A 20259-nucleotide genomic window follows, 5' to 3' on the forward strand; every position below is an offset into this window, starting at 1 on the left:
CTAGGCTGCCCTCCTTTTGATAAGGTAATATGTTCCCCTTTGCTTGTTTCCCTAGATGGTCCGTTAGAAAACTCGGTCAAATGGTTTATTTTCTCAGATGGGACTAAGGGACATTTGGAGGTCCCTTCTTGAATATTTCTTTCAATTGAAACTCACTTTTTGGAAAAGGAAAAAACCGCTCTCTATAGAGAACGGCTCACATTTTATATTTTAAACTTTTCCACCGACTGTTCCAGCTGTTTAGAAAGACTGCTCAGCTGAACGGTCAGCTCTGATATCTTTTCTACCGCATCCTCCTGCTGGTCTGTTGAGGCTGCGACCTGGCGGGAAATTTGCGCTGTGTCTTTAGATAGACCCGCAAATTCATCAATGGATGCAGAAATCTCTTCTGACCCGGCTGAGAGCTCTTCTGTTACAGCAGAAACCTCCTGAATTTCCCCAGTAACTCCTTCAACCGCATGCAGGATCTGATTGAATTTCTCGCCGGCACTATTGACCAGTACAGTGCCTTCTTCCACTTTACCTGAGCTCGCATGCATATTTCCGACTGCCTGTTCAATGGATAATCTGAAGTAATTTAACTTTTCGGCAATTTGTCCAGCAGATGCTTTGGAGCCCTCTGCCAGCTTTTTAACCTCCTGGGATACAACGGCAAAGCCTTTGCCATGTTCGCCTGCCCGCGCTGCTTCAATGGCTGCGTTTAGCGCAAGCAGATTGGTTTGCTCCGCTATGCCTGAAATCAGGTTCACAATACCCTCAATTTCAATTGCCTGAGTTCCCAGTTCTTCGATGAATACGGAAGATTCATTTACAATCTTTTTAATCTCATTGATCTGCCGGATGATGGATTGGATTTCATCAAATCCTTCTTTTACCTGCTGTGAAACTGTATTGGATTGTTCGCTCACATCTGTCGAAGCTTCCGCGATACGCTGTATGCCTATGGCCATTTCTTCTATTGCTTTTGCAGATTCCTCACTTCTGATCAGCTGTGTATCAGTAGCCCCTGCCACTTCCTGAATCCCTCTGACAATCAGGCTGCTTGCCTGGCTGATTTCTTCCATCTTGTTTTCTATTTTACCCGAAGAAACCAGTAGTGCTTCTGAAGATGCTTTTATATCTTCAACCATCACTTTTGTATGATGCGTCATCTTTTTGAATGACTCTGTAACTAGACCAATTTCGTCATTCCCTTTTACCTTAATGGAATTAGCCTTCTCTTCTGCTCCCCGGAGGTCTCCATCAGCCATCAATTGGGCTGCTGAACTGATATTCTGAAGCGGGTGCAGTCTTTTTTTGACGAACCAGGCCAGAATGGCAACAACTGCAAGGATTAACAGTATATTTATCACCAGGTTCATCGGCAGCACTTCCAGGAGTACTTGATCTGCAATGCTATTAACATTCTCTGCATTAATGTCGACACCCAATATCCCGATTACTTTTCCATCTGCTTTAATTGGTACAAACGCGGATAGATAGTCTCCATATTCCGGATCATGAACGATCGGTGAACTCGATGCTTTCCCATCCAGAACAGGAGAAATATCTTCATATGTTGCAGCAGTTGTCGGTGTTTTAATGTCTGCAGCAATATCGGAGTCATTCGGCAGGCCATCCACCATGATAAAGAGTTCTTTCTTCTCGGAGTCAGCCATTAAAGTATAAACGTAGAACGCACCCGTTTTCTCCCGAAAATCATTCAGCTGTTCCCTAAGGTCCCAATAAGCCTCAGTCTGTTCGGGATTCTTCAAAAAATCCTCATACTTCTCTGTTTCCATTTTTGAAGCTATATTGTCTGCAATGCTTAGACTAAAATTTTCAATAGACGACTCTACTGAATTTTTCGTACTTAAGTAGAGCATAGCAATATTCCCGAGTAAAACAATTGCCATTCCAATAGCCATAACCATTGCAATTCTAGTGCTGAGTTTTTTCATATATTTCACTCCGTTAGTAAATATTTCTTATTTGGATTATAACTTTTAACCCGGTTAAATAGCACTAGAAAAATCAGGAAATACACAAAAATACTGAAACCATTTTGGCTCCAGCATCTCTATCAATCTATAATCATTTCCAAAAAACTCTCGCCTTCCTCAGTGGCAGGCAGTCCAAAAAACTCGCTAAATGTCGCTCCAACGTCAGCCATCGAATGGCGCTTTCCAATGTTAACCGGATTTACCCGCTTCCCGGCAGCAAGTATTGGAACGTATTCCCTCGTATGGTTGGAATGGCCGATGGTCGGGTCGTTGCCATGGTCGGCCATAATAATTATTAGATCTTCCTCTGCCATCTTGGGCAGGAATTCTGTGAGCCACTGGTCCGTTGTATTCAGCAGTCTGGCATACCATTCGGCATCCTCAGCATGTCCTGCCAGGTCTGTTTCCTGCACATTTACCAGAAATGCGGCATCCTCCTTTTCTTCCAAATAAGACTTCTCTAAAACTCGTAAAACTTTTTCGGTATCCACAATGGGATCTGCAGGCCCTTCACCATGCAAAACATCTGCCGTTTTGCCAATCCGATGTACTTTGAGGCCATGTCTGGCTGCTATCATCGGAAATTGTCCGTCTATGTTTACACCGTAGCCCATGTGATAGACTTCATAGCCTTTGCCGTATACCTTCGCCTTCGGGGCATCTACTCCCCACTGGCCGGGATTTTTTTCATGGACAACTGACAGGATATGCTCAATGGTTGTATAGGGTCCTCCAAATGCAATGACCCGGCTGGTGTCGACATTCTGGCGGACAATTTTTCCGACTTCCTTTAATTCCTTGAAAGGCATTCTATTAAAATCAGCGGTTAAATTGATGATGTTTCCCAGTGAGGACTCAAGATTATCCCCGATGACACAGGCGCCGTTTACTAATAGCACTGGACGGTCTTTCCATGGGTATTCAACCCCGTAGCCCGCTTCTGTTAATGCCTGCGCCAGGTCTCGATGAATATCTTTCATCAGCCTTTTATTTGAGCGCTTCGGGCAGCTTCCGGCAATTTCCTGATGCCCGAGGTACGTATCTGCCCCGTGATGGGCAAGTGCCGAGAAGCCGTAAGCATTGGCAGGGGCAGCCTTGCCATCAACAAGCGTTCCCAGCCCAAGGCTATATAGAGTTGGTATGTTTAAAAAATCCACCGATTCCCGGATATGTTTATAGGTATTGGCACTGCAGTCAGAAGGGCTGAACTCTCCGCAATCCTCCATTGCGCCGATGCCAAAGCTGTCAATCACCAGCAGAATTGCTTTTGCCATCCTTACCACTTCCTTTCAAAGTGAACCAGTTCCGGCTTTCCACTTTGAATTCCTTTTACCAGGGCAATATGGGCCCTTGTAACGAACACCTGGGTACGGAAAGAGAAAACAGCTGTATCTCCTTCAGAAACCTGAAAGCCCTCCGGTTTCTCAATCGCACCATAGTAATCAATCGCTTCAGGAGCCGGTTCGAATGCTTTTACATACTGGTTCAATACTTCTTTTTCATCGCTTCCAACCAGGCAACCGGTTAAATGGGAGCGTCCGTAATAGCCGCCGCCAATGACGTAATAATGCTCGTGATCCTGGTGGGACACTTCCGTTACATATACAATGGCCGGTTTCTCGGGGAGATCCCGGTAAGCATGCAGCGGGGTTGTTCCGGTGAGGGCATGTCCCGGCTCCCCATGTGTCACGCCCTGTTCTGCCAGGAACGGAATGGTTTCACAGCTGGTCGCACTTGGACCGTTTACCTGTTTGACTGTTATGCCCTTTTTCTCCAGAACCTCTTTTGCCTTTAAAAGGGTTTTAAAGTTAGGAGTTGGCTCCATGCTTCTCCTTTCCTTTGATAGCTGAAAGTTCGGGAAGGTTGTGACACCTGCTATGTTAATCCCTGGAAGCTCGGCCAGTTGGAGAAGCTCTTCATCCAGCTTTTCCAATTGAAAACCACCCTGCTGACCGGGATAAATCATATCGCCTTCTGCATACACCCTGAGAAGTACATTCTGTACCATTCCTGATTGAACAGCCGCCTCAGAAAGCTGTCTGGCACGTTCAAGGGAAAATAAGGTAATGACTTCCGGATTCCACGATAGCACTTCCGGCCACTGATTTTTCCCCGGCTGTACCAGATGGCCGACATTTCCGATTTTAACTCCGCCTTCTGCCAATGTTTTGGCTTCGTCGAATTCAACAGCCACTGCCTTTTCGATGCCGTGCTCTGCAATAAGCTGACCTATAAAAGGAAGCCTCCCAAGCTGCTTGCTCATGAAATAAAGCGTAAAGTCATGATTTTTCGCCGTTTTTGCCAGTGCTTCTACATTTTCTCCGAGTATATCGAGGTCAATCACGTACGTATTCGGGGGTATTTGCCCGCTTTGATGCAAGATGACACCTGATTGAATCAGCTTAGGATTTCTGCGCTTTGTTACATCTAAAAACATTGAAGTTTCCCCCTTTATTTACGGGTATCAACGATGGTGCACTTCTTTTGCAAGAGGTATCACTTTTTCCAGAATGCCGATGATCGTGTCCGCTCCTGATTTCATCGGATTGATGCGCAGTCCATATTCCTTCAGCTCGGGCTGTGCTTCCAAAAAGCTGCCGGAAACGCGGTAAATCATCGGGATAATTTCATATTTTGATTCCGCCCCAACCGGATGGGTGGCCGCTCCATGCTCGTCACTGATGCTGATCACACTTTGGGCAATCGGATCTTCCAGCTCTACAATGACATTTTTGGATTGGGCATTCGTCATATAGGCGGCGCGAATTCCGTTCACAGCGCCTTCATTCAGACGGCGGCAGAGCTCTTCCACCTGCTCGTTTTGAATAGCCAGCGATACAGGTGCAAAGGTCATCATTCTTAAAAGCTCCATGGCTTCATAGCCCTGAACCTGGCCTCCGCCCGAGTAGTTATAGTGATGCACCCGTTCGATGGCGTCTTTTTTGCCGGCAATGACCGCAATCCCTTCCGGCCCGAGAAGCTTGAACCCGGAAAAGGTTGAATAATCCGCTCCTAATTCCACGCCAATTCCCTTTGTCTTCAATGCGCAATAATTGTCATCCACTACGATTGGAAGATCCGGGCGTTCTTCCTTCACGGCTTTGATGACTTCGGCCAATTGATAGTGATCTGTCGGCTGCTGACGGGCATGCTGAATGTAGAATACTTTAGGATTTTGATTAGTTCTGATGGCCGTTCTGATTTCCTCAAGATGGTTGTAATCTGCCTGGACTGTTTTAATGCCCAATATCCTTAACGTTTCCTTTGTCGTCGTATAAACAGGTGCCGTGTGAATGAACATTTCATCTCCAGGAGTCAGAAGCATGCTTAGAATATTGCGGATTGCACCTGTTCCGGCTCCCCTGACAAGGGCACAGTCTTCTGTTTCAAAGAAATCCGCCAGAACTCTTTCCACAAGATACGTCTGTTCCGGGCGCTTATATTTCGGAGAAACACCAAGGTCTCCCATCGAAAGAAATTGCTTGCCCTTGAAATAGCGGCTCATTCTGTCTACCAGTTTAAATTGTTTTTCCTGTGCTTCCTGTATGGATAAGCTTGGCAAAACTGAATTTGCATACTTTAATTCAGCTCGGTTGTATGTGGACACTATGATCGCTCCCTTATTGAAAAAGCTCTGGATGGATTAACGGTCAGGAATTGATGAAGAACGCTATCCGGAACTCCGGACTTCTTCAATTCTGGAATAAACGTCTCAAGCACAAGACCGTAGCCAGGGCCTCCGTGCTTCTTCCAATGCGATTTGCGGGTTAAGTCTGCTGAAAGAAGAATTTGCTTTTCAAGCCCGCGGTTTATGAAATCCAGGAGGAAAGCGGCTCTCTCTTCATCGGGACGGTAATTATTTTTTCCGATCGTATCAAACGCGATATAGGCTCCTGTTTCCAAAACAGCTAGAACCTCGTCTTTATTCGGATTTAGGTCCTGATGCCCGATGATGATCTGATCAGCCGGAAGGCCATGCTTCGTCAGCAGCTGCACCTGTTCAAGCCCGAGTGTTCCGAGCGTTGTATGGGTGGTCACCGGAAGCCCGGTTTCGATACCGGCTATAGCGGCACCAATTAGGAGCTCACGTTCGATTGGCTTCATTTCATTTTTGCTTGTGCCCACTTCCCCGATGACACCCGGAAGTATGCCCGTATCAGCAATCCCTTCCCTGGCTTCTTTGATAAAATGCTGTGCAAACTGCTCTGCTTTCCAGCCGTCGGCAAAATGGGGGATATAAGGATCTTTATAGAAGCCTGTACATGTAATAAGGTGAACCCCTGTTGCCTCGCTCAGCCTTTTTAGCACATAAGCATCCCGGCCCATACCGTCATTCGTCACTTCAACCATTGACCTTCCGCCGAGACGATAGAAATCCTCCAGTTCCTCACGCATGCCCTGTTCATCATCCAGAATAGTATCCGGATCTTTTTTTACTCTCGAAAGATCAATGGAGAGATGCTCGTGAGCCGAGCAAATCCCCAATTCTTCCGGAGCAATTTTTCCAAGTACGGTTTGTATCATGCTGTCCGCTCCGTTCTCTTTAATTGTTTTTTTTACTGAGGTATGTTCATGATTCCAAGTGCAACCAGGATATTGGCAATGATTCCGACTGCAATGGCACCCACAGGGCCGACCGCAATGCGGACAATCGGGCGTCCTGCCGCTTCATTCAGCAAATAGAATCCGGCAATGAAGAAGAAGCCGAACCCTGGTGCAATCGCATTGGCAGCGTTCGCCCCGCCGATTAATAGGGCTACTTCCAGAAGCTTGGTCATCGCACTGCGGATATTTTCTCCGGAATTACGGACACCGGGATATTTATCAAGGAATCTCGCAATTGAGCTTAATAGCATAACTTCAATGAAAATAATAATGACACCGCCGATTAAGGCTACCCAAACATTCGGGGAGAAAAATCCAACGACGAAGATGAGTGTAAATCCGACCGGGCTGTATACACCTGTTGCGATCGCTGTACTGGCGACAAGCGGAATAAAACCGAGCGCACGGGCAGCCGCAGCAATTCCGGCATCTGTTGCTTTGCCTTCCGCTAATAGATTAAGAGAAATCGGATCTCCTGCCATGATCCATAGATTTGTAGCAGCAGCAATGAGACCGCCAATAATCATAAAGAACACGACATTTTTTCTGATTTTAGCCACTTTATCACTGAATACAGCGGCAAGGTCGATGGAGGATCCTTCTTCTGCTTTTTCCTTCATCGCAAAAACAAGGAGGAAGATCATTCCTGTAATAAGGGCCATTCCTTCCTGGTTCAGTGTTACTGTGGTTCCTGAAATCGTAAGGACTCCGCTTTCATTCAGCCAGACAGCCAGCTGTCGGATCAATGCGGATACGATAAACGTAATGACCCCTTTTTTCACACTGAACTGCATGGCAACCGCAAGTGCCGGGAATGCCATAAATGTAACAACGACCGGTGTTCCAACCGCGCCCATAGCTTCCAGGAAATTAAGCGGCAGATAATCGAACAACTTCACAAATCCCTCGAGTCCGATTAACAGTCCTGCTCCATAAGCACCGCCAATCACTGCCGCAAGCGGGGTTCCCCATTTATTTTTCGGTGTCAGCAAACCGATAATATCTGTTCCCAGCAGGATACTGTGAACGAGGATAATACTGGCCGAGAGTGTAAAAGGTATTCCAAACCCGATTACCAGCCCGAAGCTCATCGCAAAGGCAGTGAAGGCAAGGTCCCGTCTCGTCATCCGCCCCTCCACGTGTTCGGAGACAATTGGACGAAGCCCATCATTAAAAACCGCAATGTTCATATTGGCCAAAACAGCAGCAACGGCACCAATCAGGATAATTAATGTCATTTCCATTTCTATTTCCCCCTCAATTAAAATGGATTAGCCTTTATTTTTTAAAGCTTTAATAATCATAGGCACTGCGGCTTCTTTGTGGTCAGCTGTAAAACCGAATGCTTTCTTCCCTTCGCTGACAGCGGTTACAATTTTCTCCTCAACAGGCTTTTTCCCCGGCATGGAAACCGTCTCGCAATTTGGCTTGCCGAGAAGGGCAATCGCCATGGCTAAAGCTCCGCCGCCTCCTGTGTGGCAGGCTCCTACATAATAATCTGCCTGTCCTGTCTTAACAGCCATCGCTGCTTCCAGATCTGACTTGACCATCGTCGTTATGCTGCTGTCAATCTCTTTTATTAAGCCCTCAATCTCTTTTTTATCCACCTGACCGCCAACTACAATTTTCATCTTAATTTCCTCCTTTGTTGATTTGCAGTACATTAGTGTAATGTATGAGCAGAAAATCGATTTCCTCTGGGGGGAGCTGATTCTTCCATTGCTGCTGTACAAAATCGATTTCCTTCATTGCTATGGATGCTTCCGGTGACTGTTTAACTTCATCCAGCAAGGCAGGATGGGGAGCCTCGACCTGTTCACCCTTTTCAATTCTCGCCAGAGCTGTCGGCAAATGGGTGAAAAGCATTTCAGCTCCGGCTATGGCATCTTTTTTCAAGTGTGACTGTAAATGCATAAAAGCCAATGTCGTAATATCAGCGGCTTTTGTGCTGACAACAGACGAGCTTAATAGGATTTCCATTCTTTCTTTGAGTTGGTTTATATCCATAGTTTCATCCCTCCAAAATACAGTATTTAGTATATTAATAGTGCTAAGAAACTAGAACTTCAGTTTCTTAATAGTGAGGATACTTTTTTCCTTCCTCCACCAGTCTTTGGGTCTCTTCCACTTTATTAAACAAGAGAAGCTGGATTTGTTCCCTGATATTTGTTCTTTCACTTTCTATGACAATAGCTGCTCTGGTTGCTTTTATGGCCAGTTCCTTTGCCTTTTTCGATTTAAAGTCAGAGGAGGCAAACGTTTTTAGTGCCCTCGCTTCATCCGCGTTCCAGACTGCTGCATCAATACTGCCGTTTTTCAGCATGTTGAAAAGCTGCATATAGTCCACCTTTATCAGTTCAACCTTGTGCTTTTCACATTCAAGGAGGGTAATATTAGCCTGGTCGGCAGATGAATAGTCAATTCCGATTTTCATGCCATCTGAAATCTCTCTGTTTTTGCTATCTGAAAAAAAGACTTTATGGGACGTTACATAGGTCTCCGGTCCAAGTTTATGGAGGATTTCCAGGCCCTCAAACTCCTGTACTGCCTCTTCTGCCGCCAGCTGGGACATGATGGCAAAATCGTAGCGCCGGGTTTTTAATGATTCGATGCGCCTTCTCGCCCCTCTCATATAAGCAAGGCCTGACTTTTTATTGATTTCCTCAAACCCTTCGACAATACCAGTCGCCAATCCCTCATACTTTAGGGAATAAGGCAGCGGCATTACGCCCATCACCGGTCCGATGCCGGCAATCTCATACAGCAGGTTGATGTCCCTTTTTTTCAGAAAGGTCCCAAGATGCCCCCTGGATTCAAGAGATATGGCATGCAAATCCTCCAGCACTCTTAATGCCCCCTGCACAGTCCCGCGGCCCAATGATAGCTTTTCCGTAAAATCACTTACCCTCGGGATTCTCTCTCCCTCTGAAAACTGAATGAGCTCCTTTGCAATAAACTTGGCAGCCAGCCCATTCTTTGAATATAAACTTTCCCAAATACGGCTCATATTGTAATACCTCTTTACCTTTGATCAATATACGAAAAACTGTATATTATAAGTTTAGCTGTTATGGTTTGTTAATTCAAGAGTTTTCTAACTTTTCCGCAATTAATATTGCTTTCCTTTATTCTCCCATGTGTCCGCGGTGGAATTCAACAGACTCATTTACGTGTGAACTCCCCATCTAATTGAAAATTTGTTTCCTGAGCAGGGTTCGGATTACATTGCTCGGATTTCTACTTCATCTGTCCGAAGGGGCATCAAGTTCGGACTCTTTCTCTCGGATTCTGCTTCTCCTGTCCGAAGGGGCATCATGTTCGGACTCGATCGCTGGTTTATCCTTTTTTTGTCCAAATGCGAACCCCTCCATTCAGTTATCAGCTCTAATTAAAGATTGGTACGTTAGCAGCAATCCCAATTATAAAGAACATCTGTAAAATTCCTATTCCACAAATCCTCTTCCTTGATAAAGAAGTTGGCAACACCGCTGTCCCCAAACATCAGCTCAATATCATCGTCCGTATCCGCCTGGAATAGCAAAATCGTATAATCACCTGTTGGGTCACCCTTTTCTCTGGGGTCCTGCTGGGTGAAGTAGGGGTAGCCGCCAATTTTATGGCCCTCTGCACCTAATTCCTCGAAGTAAAGCTCATGTAAATCCTCATAGTCTGGATGATCGATGGATTCGAATAAGTCAATATTGACCAAGTCCTCAAATCGAAAATCATCGGCAGGTACAGGAGCAATCTTAAGGCTGAAAATCATCTTTGCTTCCTGCACTATCGGTTCATATTCATCACCTAAATCAGGCATATACAAAAAGTCATTTACCAGGTCTGACTCATCTTTCAGGATATTGGGATGATAAACAATCCTGAAATTCTTTTGAGCAGCCGGGTTATCAAAATCAAGTCCGTACATATCATCAACCGGCGAGAGATAGAATTGAAGAATTCCGCTCTCAGGCATTGGCTCGACGTGAGGAACTTCTTCGAAATTGATTTGCGCAAATAGATTCATATAATTTCCCTGCTCATCCTTTGGATGTTCACTCATTTTTGGAAGATAGGGCTTTCCTCCGAACTTGCTTTCAAAAAGTGTGGTCTCTCCTCTTTCTGCATGTATGCTGACAAACGGTTTCGCTGTTTTTTCTAATTCGCTCCGATATTTTTCAAATTCTTTAGGCAGCTTTAAGGTTTGATTTTCCATGCTTTTTTCCTCCTGTGTCTCTTTATTTTTATTGATAAATTCATCCAAATATTCAGCTATGTATTGCGCTAACTCCGTTGTTATTTCTTGTGAAGATTCATCCAGAAGCTCCCCGAACAACTTGCTTCCAGGGATCTTTTTCGATACTGGCATTCCTAGAAAAAAGTATTCGCACTCCCAAATTTTAATGACTTTCAAATCTATGAGATTCCCTCTTTTTTCAGAAATCCCCAGTGAAATGGAGGATTTGTATCCAGGCTGGAAAACATCTCTTCCCTCCTGATCAAATTCAGCCTCCAGTTTCAGGCCATTCTTTGAAAAAACCGCTTTATTCTCTCTTAGAATCTTTTCAATTTGTTCTTTTATTTCCTTTTCAATACTATGGATCTTCCTCTTTAACTCTGAAGTGAATGTCTTATGGAGATATTTCATAAAATCATCTTCTCTCATCAAAAATAAACAGAATATATGTAAATTCGCCAGCCTCATCCATTCTTCCTATCTGCAGAAAAAAAGAGCTGCTATAAAGCAGCCCGCATCTTCCTATAAAATGCTCTTAAAACCCCTCGCCTGCTCATCCAGCTTTCTTGCAGCTTCCCCAATATCTTTAAATGCAGATACAGCCTGCTCATTAAGAACCTGGTTTTCAGTTATGCCTGACTGTGACTGCAGAGTTGCGTCACTAATTTTGTTGATTTCATCTGATATTCCTTCGATGTGGGCATTGACTTCCTGTATGGAGCCCTGTACCCAGTTTGCGAGCTTTCGCACTTCTCCGGCAACGACGCTGAAGCCTCTGCCATGTTCGCCGGCACGCGCAGCTTCAATAGCTGCATTTAATGCCAGCAGGTTGGTTTGTGCCGCTATTTCACGGATTGTTTTTACGATGCTGCCGATGGATTGTGCCTGTGATTTGAGAGAATGGAGGATTTCCAGATTCCCTTTGGACTCACGAACGAGCTTGCCTATTGCCTGAGCGGCCTCTTCGCTTCTTTCAATTCCAGCCTTTGCTCTTTCACTAAGGGCTTCTGACATTGCCTGAAGCTGGAATACTACCTGCGCTGTATTCGTTTCCCTTTCTGTAATATCTGTAGCAACCTTTACAACACCTTCTACTCTGCCATCATTCCCAAATACCGGTGTGTATGTTGCTTCGAGCCAGATAAGATCTCCTTGCTTGGTGACACGCTGAATTTTTTCCTGAAAGCTTTTGCCATTGCGCAGATTTCTCCAAAGCTCCTGATATTCCCTGCTCGCAGCAAATTCACGGGTGCAAAATTGCTTATGCATCATATTTGGCATCTCTTCTGCCCGATATTTCATAGTACGGGCAAAATTTTCATTTGCCCACAGCACTTTCCCGTTCCCATCAAATTCAATCATGGCCGTCAGAGAATTTTCAATGGCTGCCAAAACAGCCTCTTTTTCTAAAGCCTGTGTGCTTTTAAAGTGATTAGGCTGATAAGTTGTTAGCATGCTCTTCCTCTTTTCAAAAAAGATTGTCAGAACATATCCCTACAAGAGGACTGGTCCCCTGTAAGTGCTGGCCGGTTGCGCTACTAGCTCGAATTCATTAAAGCGCGCAATTCCCCTTGAATTCTCATTGCTTTCAACTTGTTCCGTCTATAAGACTATAGTACTAGCACCGGTCTGGCATCACAATTTTCAATGCTCTGCTTTCCCTTATGCTGAAAATTCAAATAATTAATTACTAAGACCCATGATTCCCATAATTAGTAAAAGTAGAATGGAACTGTAAGAGATAATAAAGAAGGGATGGATTTATCTGAAAAACAAGCTGATTGCGTTATCATTGGCATCTGCTTTAAGCTTTTCACTTTTTCCGGAAAGAAGTTTTGCGGAGCAAGTCGCTGCGGAAAACCAGGCTATAATACCTGGTGCGCACACAGTAACGGAACAATACTTTGACGGTGAGAACAACAACTGGCTGACCACCAGGAATCCCCTCCAATATCAGCAGGCAACCCTTTACGGCAACATTGGTCTTGCCCCTTATCTTTGGGGAAATGCTGCGGAAGGAACTGGATGGCATCAAATGTACAAACCTTCTTCTGTAACGGGAACTCAGGTAAATGGTATTTTTGAAGATGCCCAGTTTGTCATAAGGGTTCCAGATCACTGGAATGGCCGGCTTGTTGTTTCGGGAATCCCGGCTACAAGAAATGAAACGTCGACAGACCTGCTTTTCAGCGATTATGTCCTGGAAAAAGGATATGCTTTTGCAGCGATTGATAAAGGTACACAGGGTGAGGCTGATTCAGCTGATCCATTTGGAAAAGCAAAGAATGCCTTAGCCGATGAAGATGATAGTGTAGCAGAATGGCATCAGCGGTTCCGGCAGGTTACGAAAGCCGCAGAGAAGTACTTAGTCAGCCACCATTCTGATGGGCTGATCGATCCGGCAGATTCTTCTGACCCGGCGAGCGATTTAGTATCGGCAGAGCATAAAATCCCTACATATGCGATGGGAATTTCCAATGGCGGATACGTCGTGCGCTATGCCCTTGAAAATGACCATCCGGAGAAAACCGGCGAACCTCGCCTTTTTGATGGAGGAGTTGATTGGGAGGGCGTGTTATGGACGGAGAAAAAGCCTAATTTAATCAGTTCCCTGACCACCGTTGTGAATCATGCGGAGGAAGCTTTGTATGGAAGCGGCAAAAAACAGCAGAAAGCCATGAAAGAGCTATACAAAGCAGGATTGCCTAAAGGATCGGAAAAACTGTGGGCCTATCATGACCAGGTATACTGGTTTATATCGCTGAATATCTATCGGGACCATTTCGATCCGGAAGCCCCAGGCCGTACGCAATGGAGGAATTACCTGAACTTTGTGAATGGCGTGAGAGATCGATCCTATGATTCTATCTTTGAAGATTATAAGTATATGACCCGGCCCAAGGAAGTGAAAGAAAATATTAAGGAAGTGGCCAATACTGGAGATATAGATGTGCCGCTCATCTCTTTCACTGGTTCCCTTGATTCGCTGATATTCCCGGAGATTCATGCAAAGGGATATCAAAAGCTCGTCAAGAAAGCCGGGAAGCAGGATCTGCATCGAATGTATACCATCGAGAACGGCAACCATGTTGACAGCCTTGTCTGGAACAGCTCCACCGATCCGGATAAAGAACTCCAGCCTTTGTTGCCTTACGCTCACCAGTCATTCGACCTGCTTATCGACTGGGTGGAAAACGGAAAAGCTGCTCCTGAGAGCAAAACGGTCAATGCTCCGGAGAACCCGGTCAAGGTTATTGATCTGAAAACGGGGCAGGAACGGGATCCCCGTTAGGTTGAAATATTGAAGGACCTTTTTCGTGGAGTTGTATATTTCGGGGAATGATCTAAAGTTTTACCATTAGATTATTTTAGCTGAGGAGGCTTAACTCACAGGAACTTTTAGAAATTACTATTGATATCCTGCAAATTCATTTTACTGATATTCCAGAAGGGGTTCTCTGTTAGTCTGTATTTCTCCAATTACTTCTTCTTATTAAAGTCAACGAAATAATCGAGTATAAACCTTTATGGATTTTTACTCGATTATTTCAATTAAATACTACTATTTTGGAAAATTTCTATCAGATGAGAAATTAACTGATTTTCTCTAAACTTTCATATTGCAGACTCTTCTTAAAAAATTGTTCAAGCTGTCCAATTAAGTCCTGGAATATCGGGTGTTCATGATACATAAAGTCATTGTGTTTTCCATCGATGATGAAAAGCTGCTTCGGTTCTGTTGCTGCATCATAAAAATGGAGAGATTCTTCTACCGGATGAAGAAGATTGTCTTTTCCATGTCCAATAAATAATGGGCATTCGATAGAAGAGGCTGTTTTATCAGCGTTCAGCTCAATGATAGATTCGGTGAACTGTAATTGAGTTTGTTTGCCAAATGGTGATAGCGGTGCAAGTTCTTTTTGTACATAATCATTTGTAGCAGGATCTAACGGATAATGAATAAATGGATCCTCATATTTTGAATTTCCAGTTGTAACGCGAAGAATACGGTCTGCTTCGATCATGTTTTTGATTTCCATCCATTCAACATAGGAATGGATGGACTTCAGCCATCTTTCCCCATTGTAAAAACCGTTTAGAGCTGCCACCGCTTTTACACGTTTATCTGCTGCTGCAACTCGGACAACGTTCGAAGCACCCATGCCCCAGCCAATTAACCCGATATTTTCAGGATCTACTTCTTCCTGGATTTGTAAAAATGTAATCGCATTCCTTACATCCTGCACTTGCTCATCCAAAATAACTCTTCCTTGCTGTCCTTCACTTCCTGCAAAACCCCGATAGTCAAATCCCAGGCATACATACCCGAGCTCAGTCAGGCTTCGCGCAAATAACCGGGGGTAAAATTGATTAAAGCCCTGATATCCAGAATTCGGAATAATAGCCGGCCGTTTCTCACCCTGCTGATAATCATCTGGCAGATAAATAGTCCCATCCAGTTTTAACCCTTCACTATAAAAGCTAATTTGACGTTCTTGCATGATAAATCCCTCCATATTTTTTATTTATGTTTAATAATGAAGTTAACTCATGAATGTTCAAAAGGTTTTCCATTTCTTGTATACATCGGTATATTTCATCACAAATTTCATGTCCCGCAATTGGCTCTACCAGATTATAAAACTTATTCTTTTTTTCAATTGATGATAGCGGAAAATCATAGTCTCCCTTTGCTTGATGGACACTTGAGGAAAAGATATGGCCCCTGCTATCTTCAATTTCTATCCTGCTAAGAGCTTTTTTAGGGAATTGCTGATCTAATACATCACTAATATAGATTTCAATCCTGTCCATCGTATTTAAAATCTCTGGATTGCCTAATTCGTTCAATACCTGGTCAGGTCCAACTTCTCCTGTTACTAAGTAGGCTGCGAACGGAAAATTGAGATTATATTGAGCTTCTTCCGTATTATTTGGATGCTTTCTGCTTAAAGAGGCTGCTTCAGTAAATGTATAAATTTTAACTTTATTAATTTCCGAATTTGTTAACGTATGCTTCAGCATTAACTCCTTCAAAGCCTCTATTCCCGGCTGCGCCCACCTGCAGCATGCATAAGGCTTATAATAAAGCTCCTCTACCCGATATACCTTTCCCAATTCCTGCAAATAAGGCTCCGCCTCCACTGTTTCAAAAAGTGAAGGAATACCGGTAAACCCCTCCTTCGCAAGATAGGCAGCACTTATTCCTGTCATGCTTCCCCATCCAATCCCATCTTTGAGCATAGAAGGGTTTTCGATGCAGCGCATCATTGGGGAATAAGTTGATTGGTATTCGGCAATACCCAATGCATGGCATATTTCATTTCCTGTTAACCCCATGATCCGCCCTGGTCCTGCTGCAGCTCCGATGGCGCCCCAGGAGCCTGTACAATGGTATTCAGGACGGAGCTGATGTGTAAGAATGCCTGCCCTTATTGCGATTTCATAGCTTATCAGCAGTGCAGTCATGAATTCTTCACCGGAAATATTGTACTCCTCTGCGGCTGCAAGAACAGCTGGAAAAACAATTGCACCCGGATGGCCTTTTACAAGGCGATGACCGTCATCCATGTCCAGCGCATTCGCAGCGGTAGCATTGACTAATGCAGCTCCTGATGCACTCATTTTTTCAGGAGCTGAAAGCACAGAACTTCTTCCGGTTCCCCACTGGCTGTCCGCAAATTTTTTCACCATTTCAAATGCAGCAGTCTGTGTCCCTGCAAGAGTGCAGGCAATAATGTCAGCAAGAGCCTCTTTTAAGGCTTGTTTGCTATTTGCATGAACGGAGCTAAATGATTCAGCCCTCAAATATTCCTCAAGCTTTCCAGAGAAATCCGCCAATGAAATCACTTCCTATATAGTGGGTTTTTATTTCACTAACCCCTGCTCTTCCAGCCAGCTGCGGCTTACTTCCGTGATATCCTTATGTTCCACATCAACCGAGTAATTTAAAGACATCATCGTTTCATTATCCAGAAGGCCGGCTAATTTGTTCATCAGTTCAGAAATCTCAGGAGATTTTTCAGCAACTTCCTGTCTCACAACAGGAACCCCATTATATGCCGGGAAAAATTGCTGATCATCTTCTAGAATTACAAGATCGAAGCCCTTAATGCGGCCATCTGTAGCAAAGCCCACGGATACATCAACTTGCCCATCCTTTAGTGCGTTATATAGCAATCCGGAATCCATTTTCACAACATTTTTGGAAGGGAATTTAAATCCGTAAAGTTTCTGTAAGCCTTTCACTCCATCTTCTCGTGCATAAAATTCAGCATTCGAAGCAAACTTTAATTTATCAGGATCATCATTTACCATTTTGGCTAGATCCGAAATAGTTTTTACACCCATTTTTTCTGCAGTATCTTTCTTCATCAAGATCGCATAGGTATTATTGAAATTCGCTTTATTTAACCAGGTGATTCCGTGTTCCTTATCATTTTCTTTAACTTTTTCATATGCTTCGTCCGGATCTGTTTCTACTTCCTGTTTTTGATAAACGACTAATCCAGTGCCAGTATATTCCCAATAAATATCAATTTGCCCATTTTCCAAAGCAGACCGGACAACAGCACTTCCCATATTGCTTGCTTCCTCTACATCAAAACCGTTTTCTTTTAAATAAATTGACGTAATTTTGGACAGAATCTGCTGCTCAGTAAAATCTTTACCGCCTACTGCCACTTTTCCCTTTGAATCACCTCCACCGTCTTCACTGTTTGCTGATGAACTTCCACAAGCGGTTAGTGTTGCCGCCACAATAATTGCTAGAAGCAAATAGACAAATCTCTTCACTGAATTTCCTCCCTTAACTCTCATCGCTATGCTGCTTCCAGTGTTCTTTGAAGCCCGCGCGGAACGATTATTTTTTCTAACTTCCCCAATAAAACATCAAGAAGGACGGCTAATAATATGACTGGAACTGCTCCTGAAAGCATTATGCCAGTATCATATAATGAAATTCCCGTAAATATCAGATCTCCTAAACCGCCACCTCCAATTAAAAATGCTAAAGCTCCTGTTCCCACATTAATAACAACAGAGGTACGGATACCAGCCATGATGGCATATAGGGCGTTTGGTAATTCAAGCTTAAAAAAGATTTGCTTAGATGTCATACCCATCCCTTTTCCAGCATCTATGATTTGCGGATTTACATTCTCAATTCCTGCAACCGTATTTCTCAGGATAGGCAGAAGAGAATTGAACCATAATGCAAAAATAGCCGTTTGCCAGCCTAATCCAAAGTAGCTCATTACTAAAGCCAATATGGCTAGACTCGGAACCGTTTGACCTATATTCGCAAAATTTAATATTATCCAATCAAGCTTCTTGAACTTTGGCCTGGTTATTAAGATTCCAAGAGGTACTGCGGCCGCAATTGCAAGTGCTGCGGATATTCCTACCAGTTTAAGATGCTGGCCAGTTAAATACAGAAGGTCCTTTGGGTTGTCGATGATGAATTGAAATGCCCCAGTAAAGTATGCCCAGCCTAAAATGGAGATTACGACTAAGTATAGACCTGCCTTCACTATTTTTTCGGTCTTTTTCCCAGACAAACTGTCACCCCCTTACCTTACAATTGATATATCTTTTGGGTGCACTTCTGTGAATAAATTAAAATCAGAGACACACAGTACACCTAACTTCTTATTATGATCATCTACCACACAGACTTCTCCATTTGGAGCAGACAATAAGTGTGATAAAGCTGTTTTCAGGTTCTCATTTACAGAAATCACCTGTCCATGCCACTCGCTGTTCAATCGGCTTTTTCTAAATCCGTCACTTAAGACCATTAAATCTCTTACTTTTAACAAAGTTAACCTTTTCAGGGCACGATCATCTCCAACGAAATCACGAACAAAGTCGTTCTTCGGATTAGACAGAATTTCATCAGGCGTGCCAATTTGCTTCAATTTCCCGGCATCAAAGATGGCTACTTTGTCGCCTAATTTAATTGCCTCATCTATATCATGGCTTACAAATAGAATGGTTTTTTTCATTTCCTTCTGAATCCGCAAAAACTCATTCTGTAAATGGTCACGAATGACCGGATCAAGTGCTCCAAAAGGTTCATCCATTAGCATAACAGGGGGATCAGCGGCCAATGCCCGGGCAATCCCAATTCGCTGCTGCTGGCCACCTGATAATTCAAAAGGGTAACGCTTTTGAAACTGCCCCGGGTCTAAACCCATCATTTCCATTAGCTCACTATAACGATTTTTCATTCGATTTTGATCCCAGCCCAGCATCTTGGGAACAACATTTATATTGTCTTCAATGGTCATGTTCGGAAACAGCCCATTGTGCTGGATTACGTATCCAATGGACCTTCGAAGCTTGATGATATCCATGGAATTGATATTTTTTCCATCAACCTCGATACTTCCGCTTGTAATAGGAATTAAACGGTTTACCATTCTAAGCAGCGTTGTTTTTCCACAGCCTGATGGACCAAGAAATACACAGATTTCTCCTGGTTCAACATGAAAATTAATGTTATTGACGGCTGTCACCTTTTTGTCAGCGCTTTCATAAACTTTCGTAACATTCTGAAATTCAATCATTCTACTTCACCTTCTTTCATATAGTAAATCCCTCAAGTTTTTTTCAGTCCATATGCTTTAAGATTTGATACTTACACCAGAAGAAAATCTTTTCTGAATTTTTCCTAACAAAACATCAATTGAAATAGCTAAAATTGAAACCGATATTGCCCCTACCTGGATCATTACTGCATAGCTTGTTGAAATACCTCGGGCTATATACCCGCCTAGCCCTCCCGCTCCAATGTAAGCAGCTATTGCGCCAATTCCAATGGTCAATACAATCGCCATCCGCACACCTGCCATAATGACGGGAAACGCCAGAGGAAGCTCCACCTTTATTAGTCTCTGAAAGGTTGTCATTCCCATGCCGATTGCTGCGTCTCTTACATTCGAATCCACATTTTTTATCGCAATATATGTGTTTCGAATTATAGGCAGCTGTGAATACAAGATTAAAGCAACTATTGCCGGCAAAAATCCTATTCCCTGATTAATTAGCGAGAAAATAGGAATCATAATCCCAAACAATGCAATACTTGGTATAGTCATTATGATTCCTGCCACGGCCAGAACCAGATCTGCTAAACTCTCTCTCTGTGAAATATAAATCCCAAAAGGCAGACCAGTAATTATCGCGATGCCTACTGCAAGCCCAACTAATTCGATATGCTCCAAGGTCATCTCTAAAATCTCCGGCCAGTTCGTTTGGACAAATTCTAGAATCTCCAAATTCTCCCCCCTTATATTATTCTTACTTATATATCTAGCAAGTTTTGTGCCAACTTAAGTTAACCGATTTTATTGAATTTTCTAAATAAATTGTAAAGATATCCTCCCATTGTGTAAAAAAATATTTACACAATACTGTTCGCTGCAAAAGGCTGCTAAC

18 protein-coding genes are annotated in these 20259 nt (G+C 43.6%); 1 reads left to right on the plus strand and 17 read right to left on the minus strand.

Annotated elements, in window-relative coordinates; translation table 11 throughout:
• Positions 1 to 203: 203 nt before the first annotated feature.
• The 11 genes from ACXAD1_RS22900 to ACXAD1_RS22950 all read right to left on the minus strand — a co-directional run bounded on the left by ACXAD1_RS22900 (position 204) and on the right by ACXAD1_RS22950 (position 12273).
• Positions 204 to 1940 (minus strand): methyl-accepting chemotaxis protein, encoded by a 1737-nt coding sequence (locus ACXAD1_RS22900; protein WP_206840588.1) that lies wholly within the window; start codon positions 1938 to 1940, stop codon positions 204 to 206.
• Between the two features lie 122 nt (positions 1941 to 2062).
• Entirely contained in the window at positions 2063 to 3256 is a 1194-nt protein-coding gene (locus tag ACXAD1_RS22905; protein ID WP_474911137.1) for a phosphopentomutase, read from the minus strand.
• Positions 3257 to 3258: 2 nt separating this feature from the next.
• Complete coding sequence (locus tag ACXAD1_RS22910; RefSeq protein ID WP_206840592.1) at positions 3259 to 4419, minus strand: YhfX family PLP-dependent enzyme; 1161 nt, start codon at positions 4417 to 4419, stop codon at positions 3259 to 3261.
• Between the two features lie 27 nt (positions 4420 to 4446).
• Positions 4447 to 5589 carry an aminotransferase class V-fold PLP-dependent enzyme gene (locus tag ACXAD1_RS22915; protein ID WP_206840594.1) on the minus strand — a complete coding sequence of 381 codons (1143 nt, stop codon included), beginning with the start codon at positions 5587 to 5589 and terminating at the stop codon, positions 4447 to 4449.
• On the minus strand, positions 5589 to 6506 hold the full coding sequence (locus tag ACXAD1_RS22920; protein WP_474911138.1) for a phosphotriesterase family protein: 918 nt from the start codon (positions 6504 to 6506) through the stop codon (positions 5589 to 5591). The genes ACXAD1_RS22915 and ACXAD1_RS22920 overlap by 1 nt, the downstream gene beginning before the upstream one ends.
• Positions 6507 to 6538: 32 nt before the next feature.
• On the minus strand, positions 6539 to 7831 hold the full coding sequence (locus ACXAD1_RS22925; RefSeq protein ID WP_071156322.1) for a YhfT family protein: 1293 nt from the start codon (positions 7829 to 7831) through the stop codon (positions 6539 to 6541).
• A gap of 27 nt (positions 7832 to 7858) precedes the next feature.
• Positions 7859 to 8218 (minus strand): DUF2620 domain-containing protein, encoded by a 360-nt coding sequence (locus ACXAD1_RS22930; RefSeq protein WP_370223669.1) that lies wholly within the window; start codon positions 8216 to 8218, stop codon positions 7859 to 7861.
• A 1-nt stretch (position 8219) separates the two neighbouring features.
• Positions 8220 to 8594 (minus strand): PRD domain-containing protein, encoded by a 375-nt coding sequence (locus ACXAD1_RS22935; protein WP_370223667.1) that lies wholly within the window; start codon positions 8592 to 8594, stop codon positions 8220 to 8222.
• A gap of 67 nt (positions 8595 to 8661) precedes the next feature.
• On the minus strand, positions 8662 to 9594 hold the full coding sequence (gene yhfZ / locus ACXAD1_RS22940) for a GntR family transcriptional regulator YhfZ (protein ID WP_474911139.1): 933 nt from the start codon (positions 9592 to 9594) through the stop codon (positions 8662 to 8664).
• 396 nt (positions 9595 to 9990) lie between these two features.
• Complete coding sequence (locus ACXAD1_RS22945; RefSeq protein ID WP_474911347.1) at positions 9991 to 10797, minus strand: YwqG family protein; 807 nt, start codon at positions 10795 to 10797, stop codon at positions 9991 to 9993.
• A gap of 543 nt (positions 10798 to 11340) precedes the next feature.
• On the minus strand, positions 11341 to 12273 hold the full coding sequence (locus tag ACXAD1_RS22950; protein WP_474911140.1) for a methyl-accepting chemotaxis protein: 933 nt from the start codon (positions 12271 to 12273) through the stop codon (positions 11341 to 11343).
• 310 nt (positions 12274 to 12583) lie between these two features.
• Here ACXAD1_RS22950 and ACXAD1_RS22955 point away from each other — a divergent pair, with 310 nt between their 5' ends.
• Positions 12584 to 14110, plus strand: coding sequence for an alpha/beta hydrolase (locus ACXAD1_RS22955; protein ID WP_474911348.1), 1527 nt, complete (start codon positions 12584 to 12586; stop codon positions 14108 to 14110).
• A 301-nt stretch (positions 14111 to 14411) separates the two neighbouring features.
• On the opposite strand, the gene ACXAD1_RS22960 is transcribed toward ACXAD1_RS22955, so the two are convergent.
• From ACXAD1_RS22960 to ACXAD1_RS22985, 6 genes are read right to left on the minus strand one after another with little or no spacing between them, the layout of a single operon-like run.
• Positions 14412 to 15320: an alpha/beta hydrolase gene (locus tag ACXAD1_RS22960; RefSeq protein ID WP_474911141.1), complete on the minus strand. Its 909-nt coding sequence runs from the start codon at positions 15318 to 15320 to the stop codon at positions 14412 to 14414.
• Positions 15301 to 16659, minus strand: coding sequence for an MmgE/PrpD family protein (locus ACXAD1_RS22965; protein WP_474911142.1), 1359 nt, complete (start codon positions 16657 to 16659; stop codon positions 15301 to 15303). The genes ACXAD1_RS22960 and ACXAD1_RS22965 overlap by 20 nt, the downstream gene beginning before the upstream one ends.
• A 27-nt stretch (positions 16660 to 16686) precedes the next feature.
• On the minus strand, positions 16687 to 17613 hold the full coding sequence (locus tag ACXAD1_RS22970; protein WP_312886219.1) for an ABC transporter substrate-binding protein: 927 nt from the start codon (positions 17611 to 17613) through the stop codon (positions 16687 to 16689).
• Positions 17614 to 17639: 26 nt separating this feature from the next.
• A complete protein-coding gene (locus ACXAD1_RS22975) occupies positions 17640 to 18377 on the minus strand; it encodes an ABC transporter permease (RefSeq protein WP_474911143.1) in 738 nt (245 codons plus the stop codon).
• A 12-nt stretch (positions 18378 to 18389) separates the two neighbouring features.
• The gene (locus tag ACXAD1_RS22980) at positions 18390 to 19388 is read right to left on the minus strand and encodes an ABC transporter ATP-binding protein (RefSeq protein WP_206840615.1); all 999 of its coding nucleotides are present in this window, start codon (positions 19386 to 19388) and stop codon (positions 18390 to 18392) included.
• Between the two features lie 57 nt (positions 19389 to 19445).
• Positions 19446 to 20099: an ABC transporter permease gene (locus ACXAD1_RS22985; protein WP_474911144.1), complete on the minus strand. Its 654-nt coding sequence runs from the start codon at positions 20097 to 20099 to the stop codon at positions 19446 to 19448.
• Positions 20100 to 20259: the final 160 nt, after the last annotated feature.

Source organism: Cytobacillus sp. ABV4_503 (assembly GCF_056158445.1).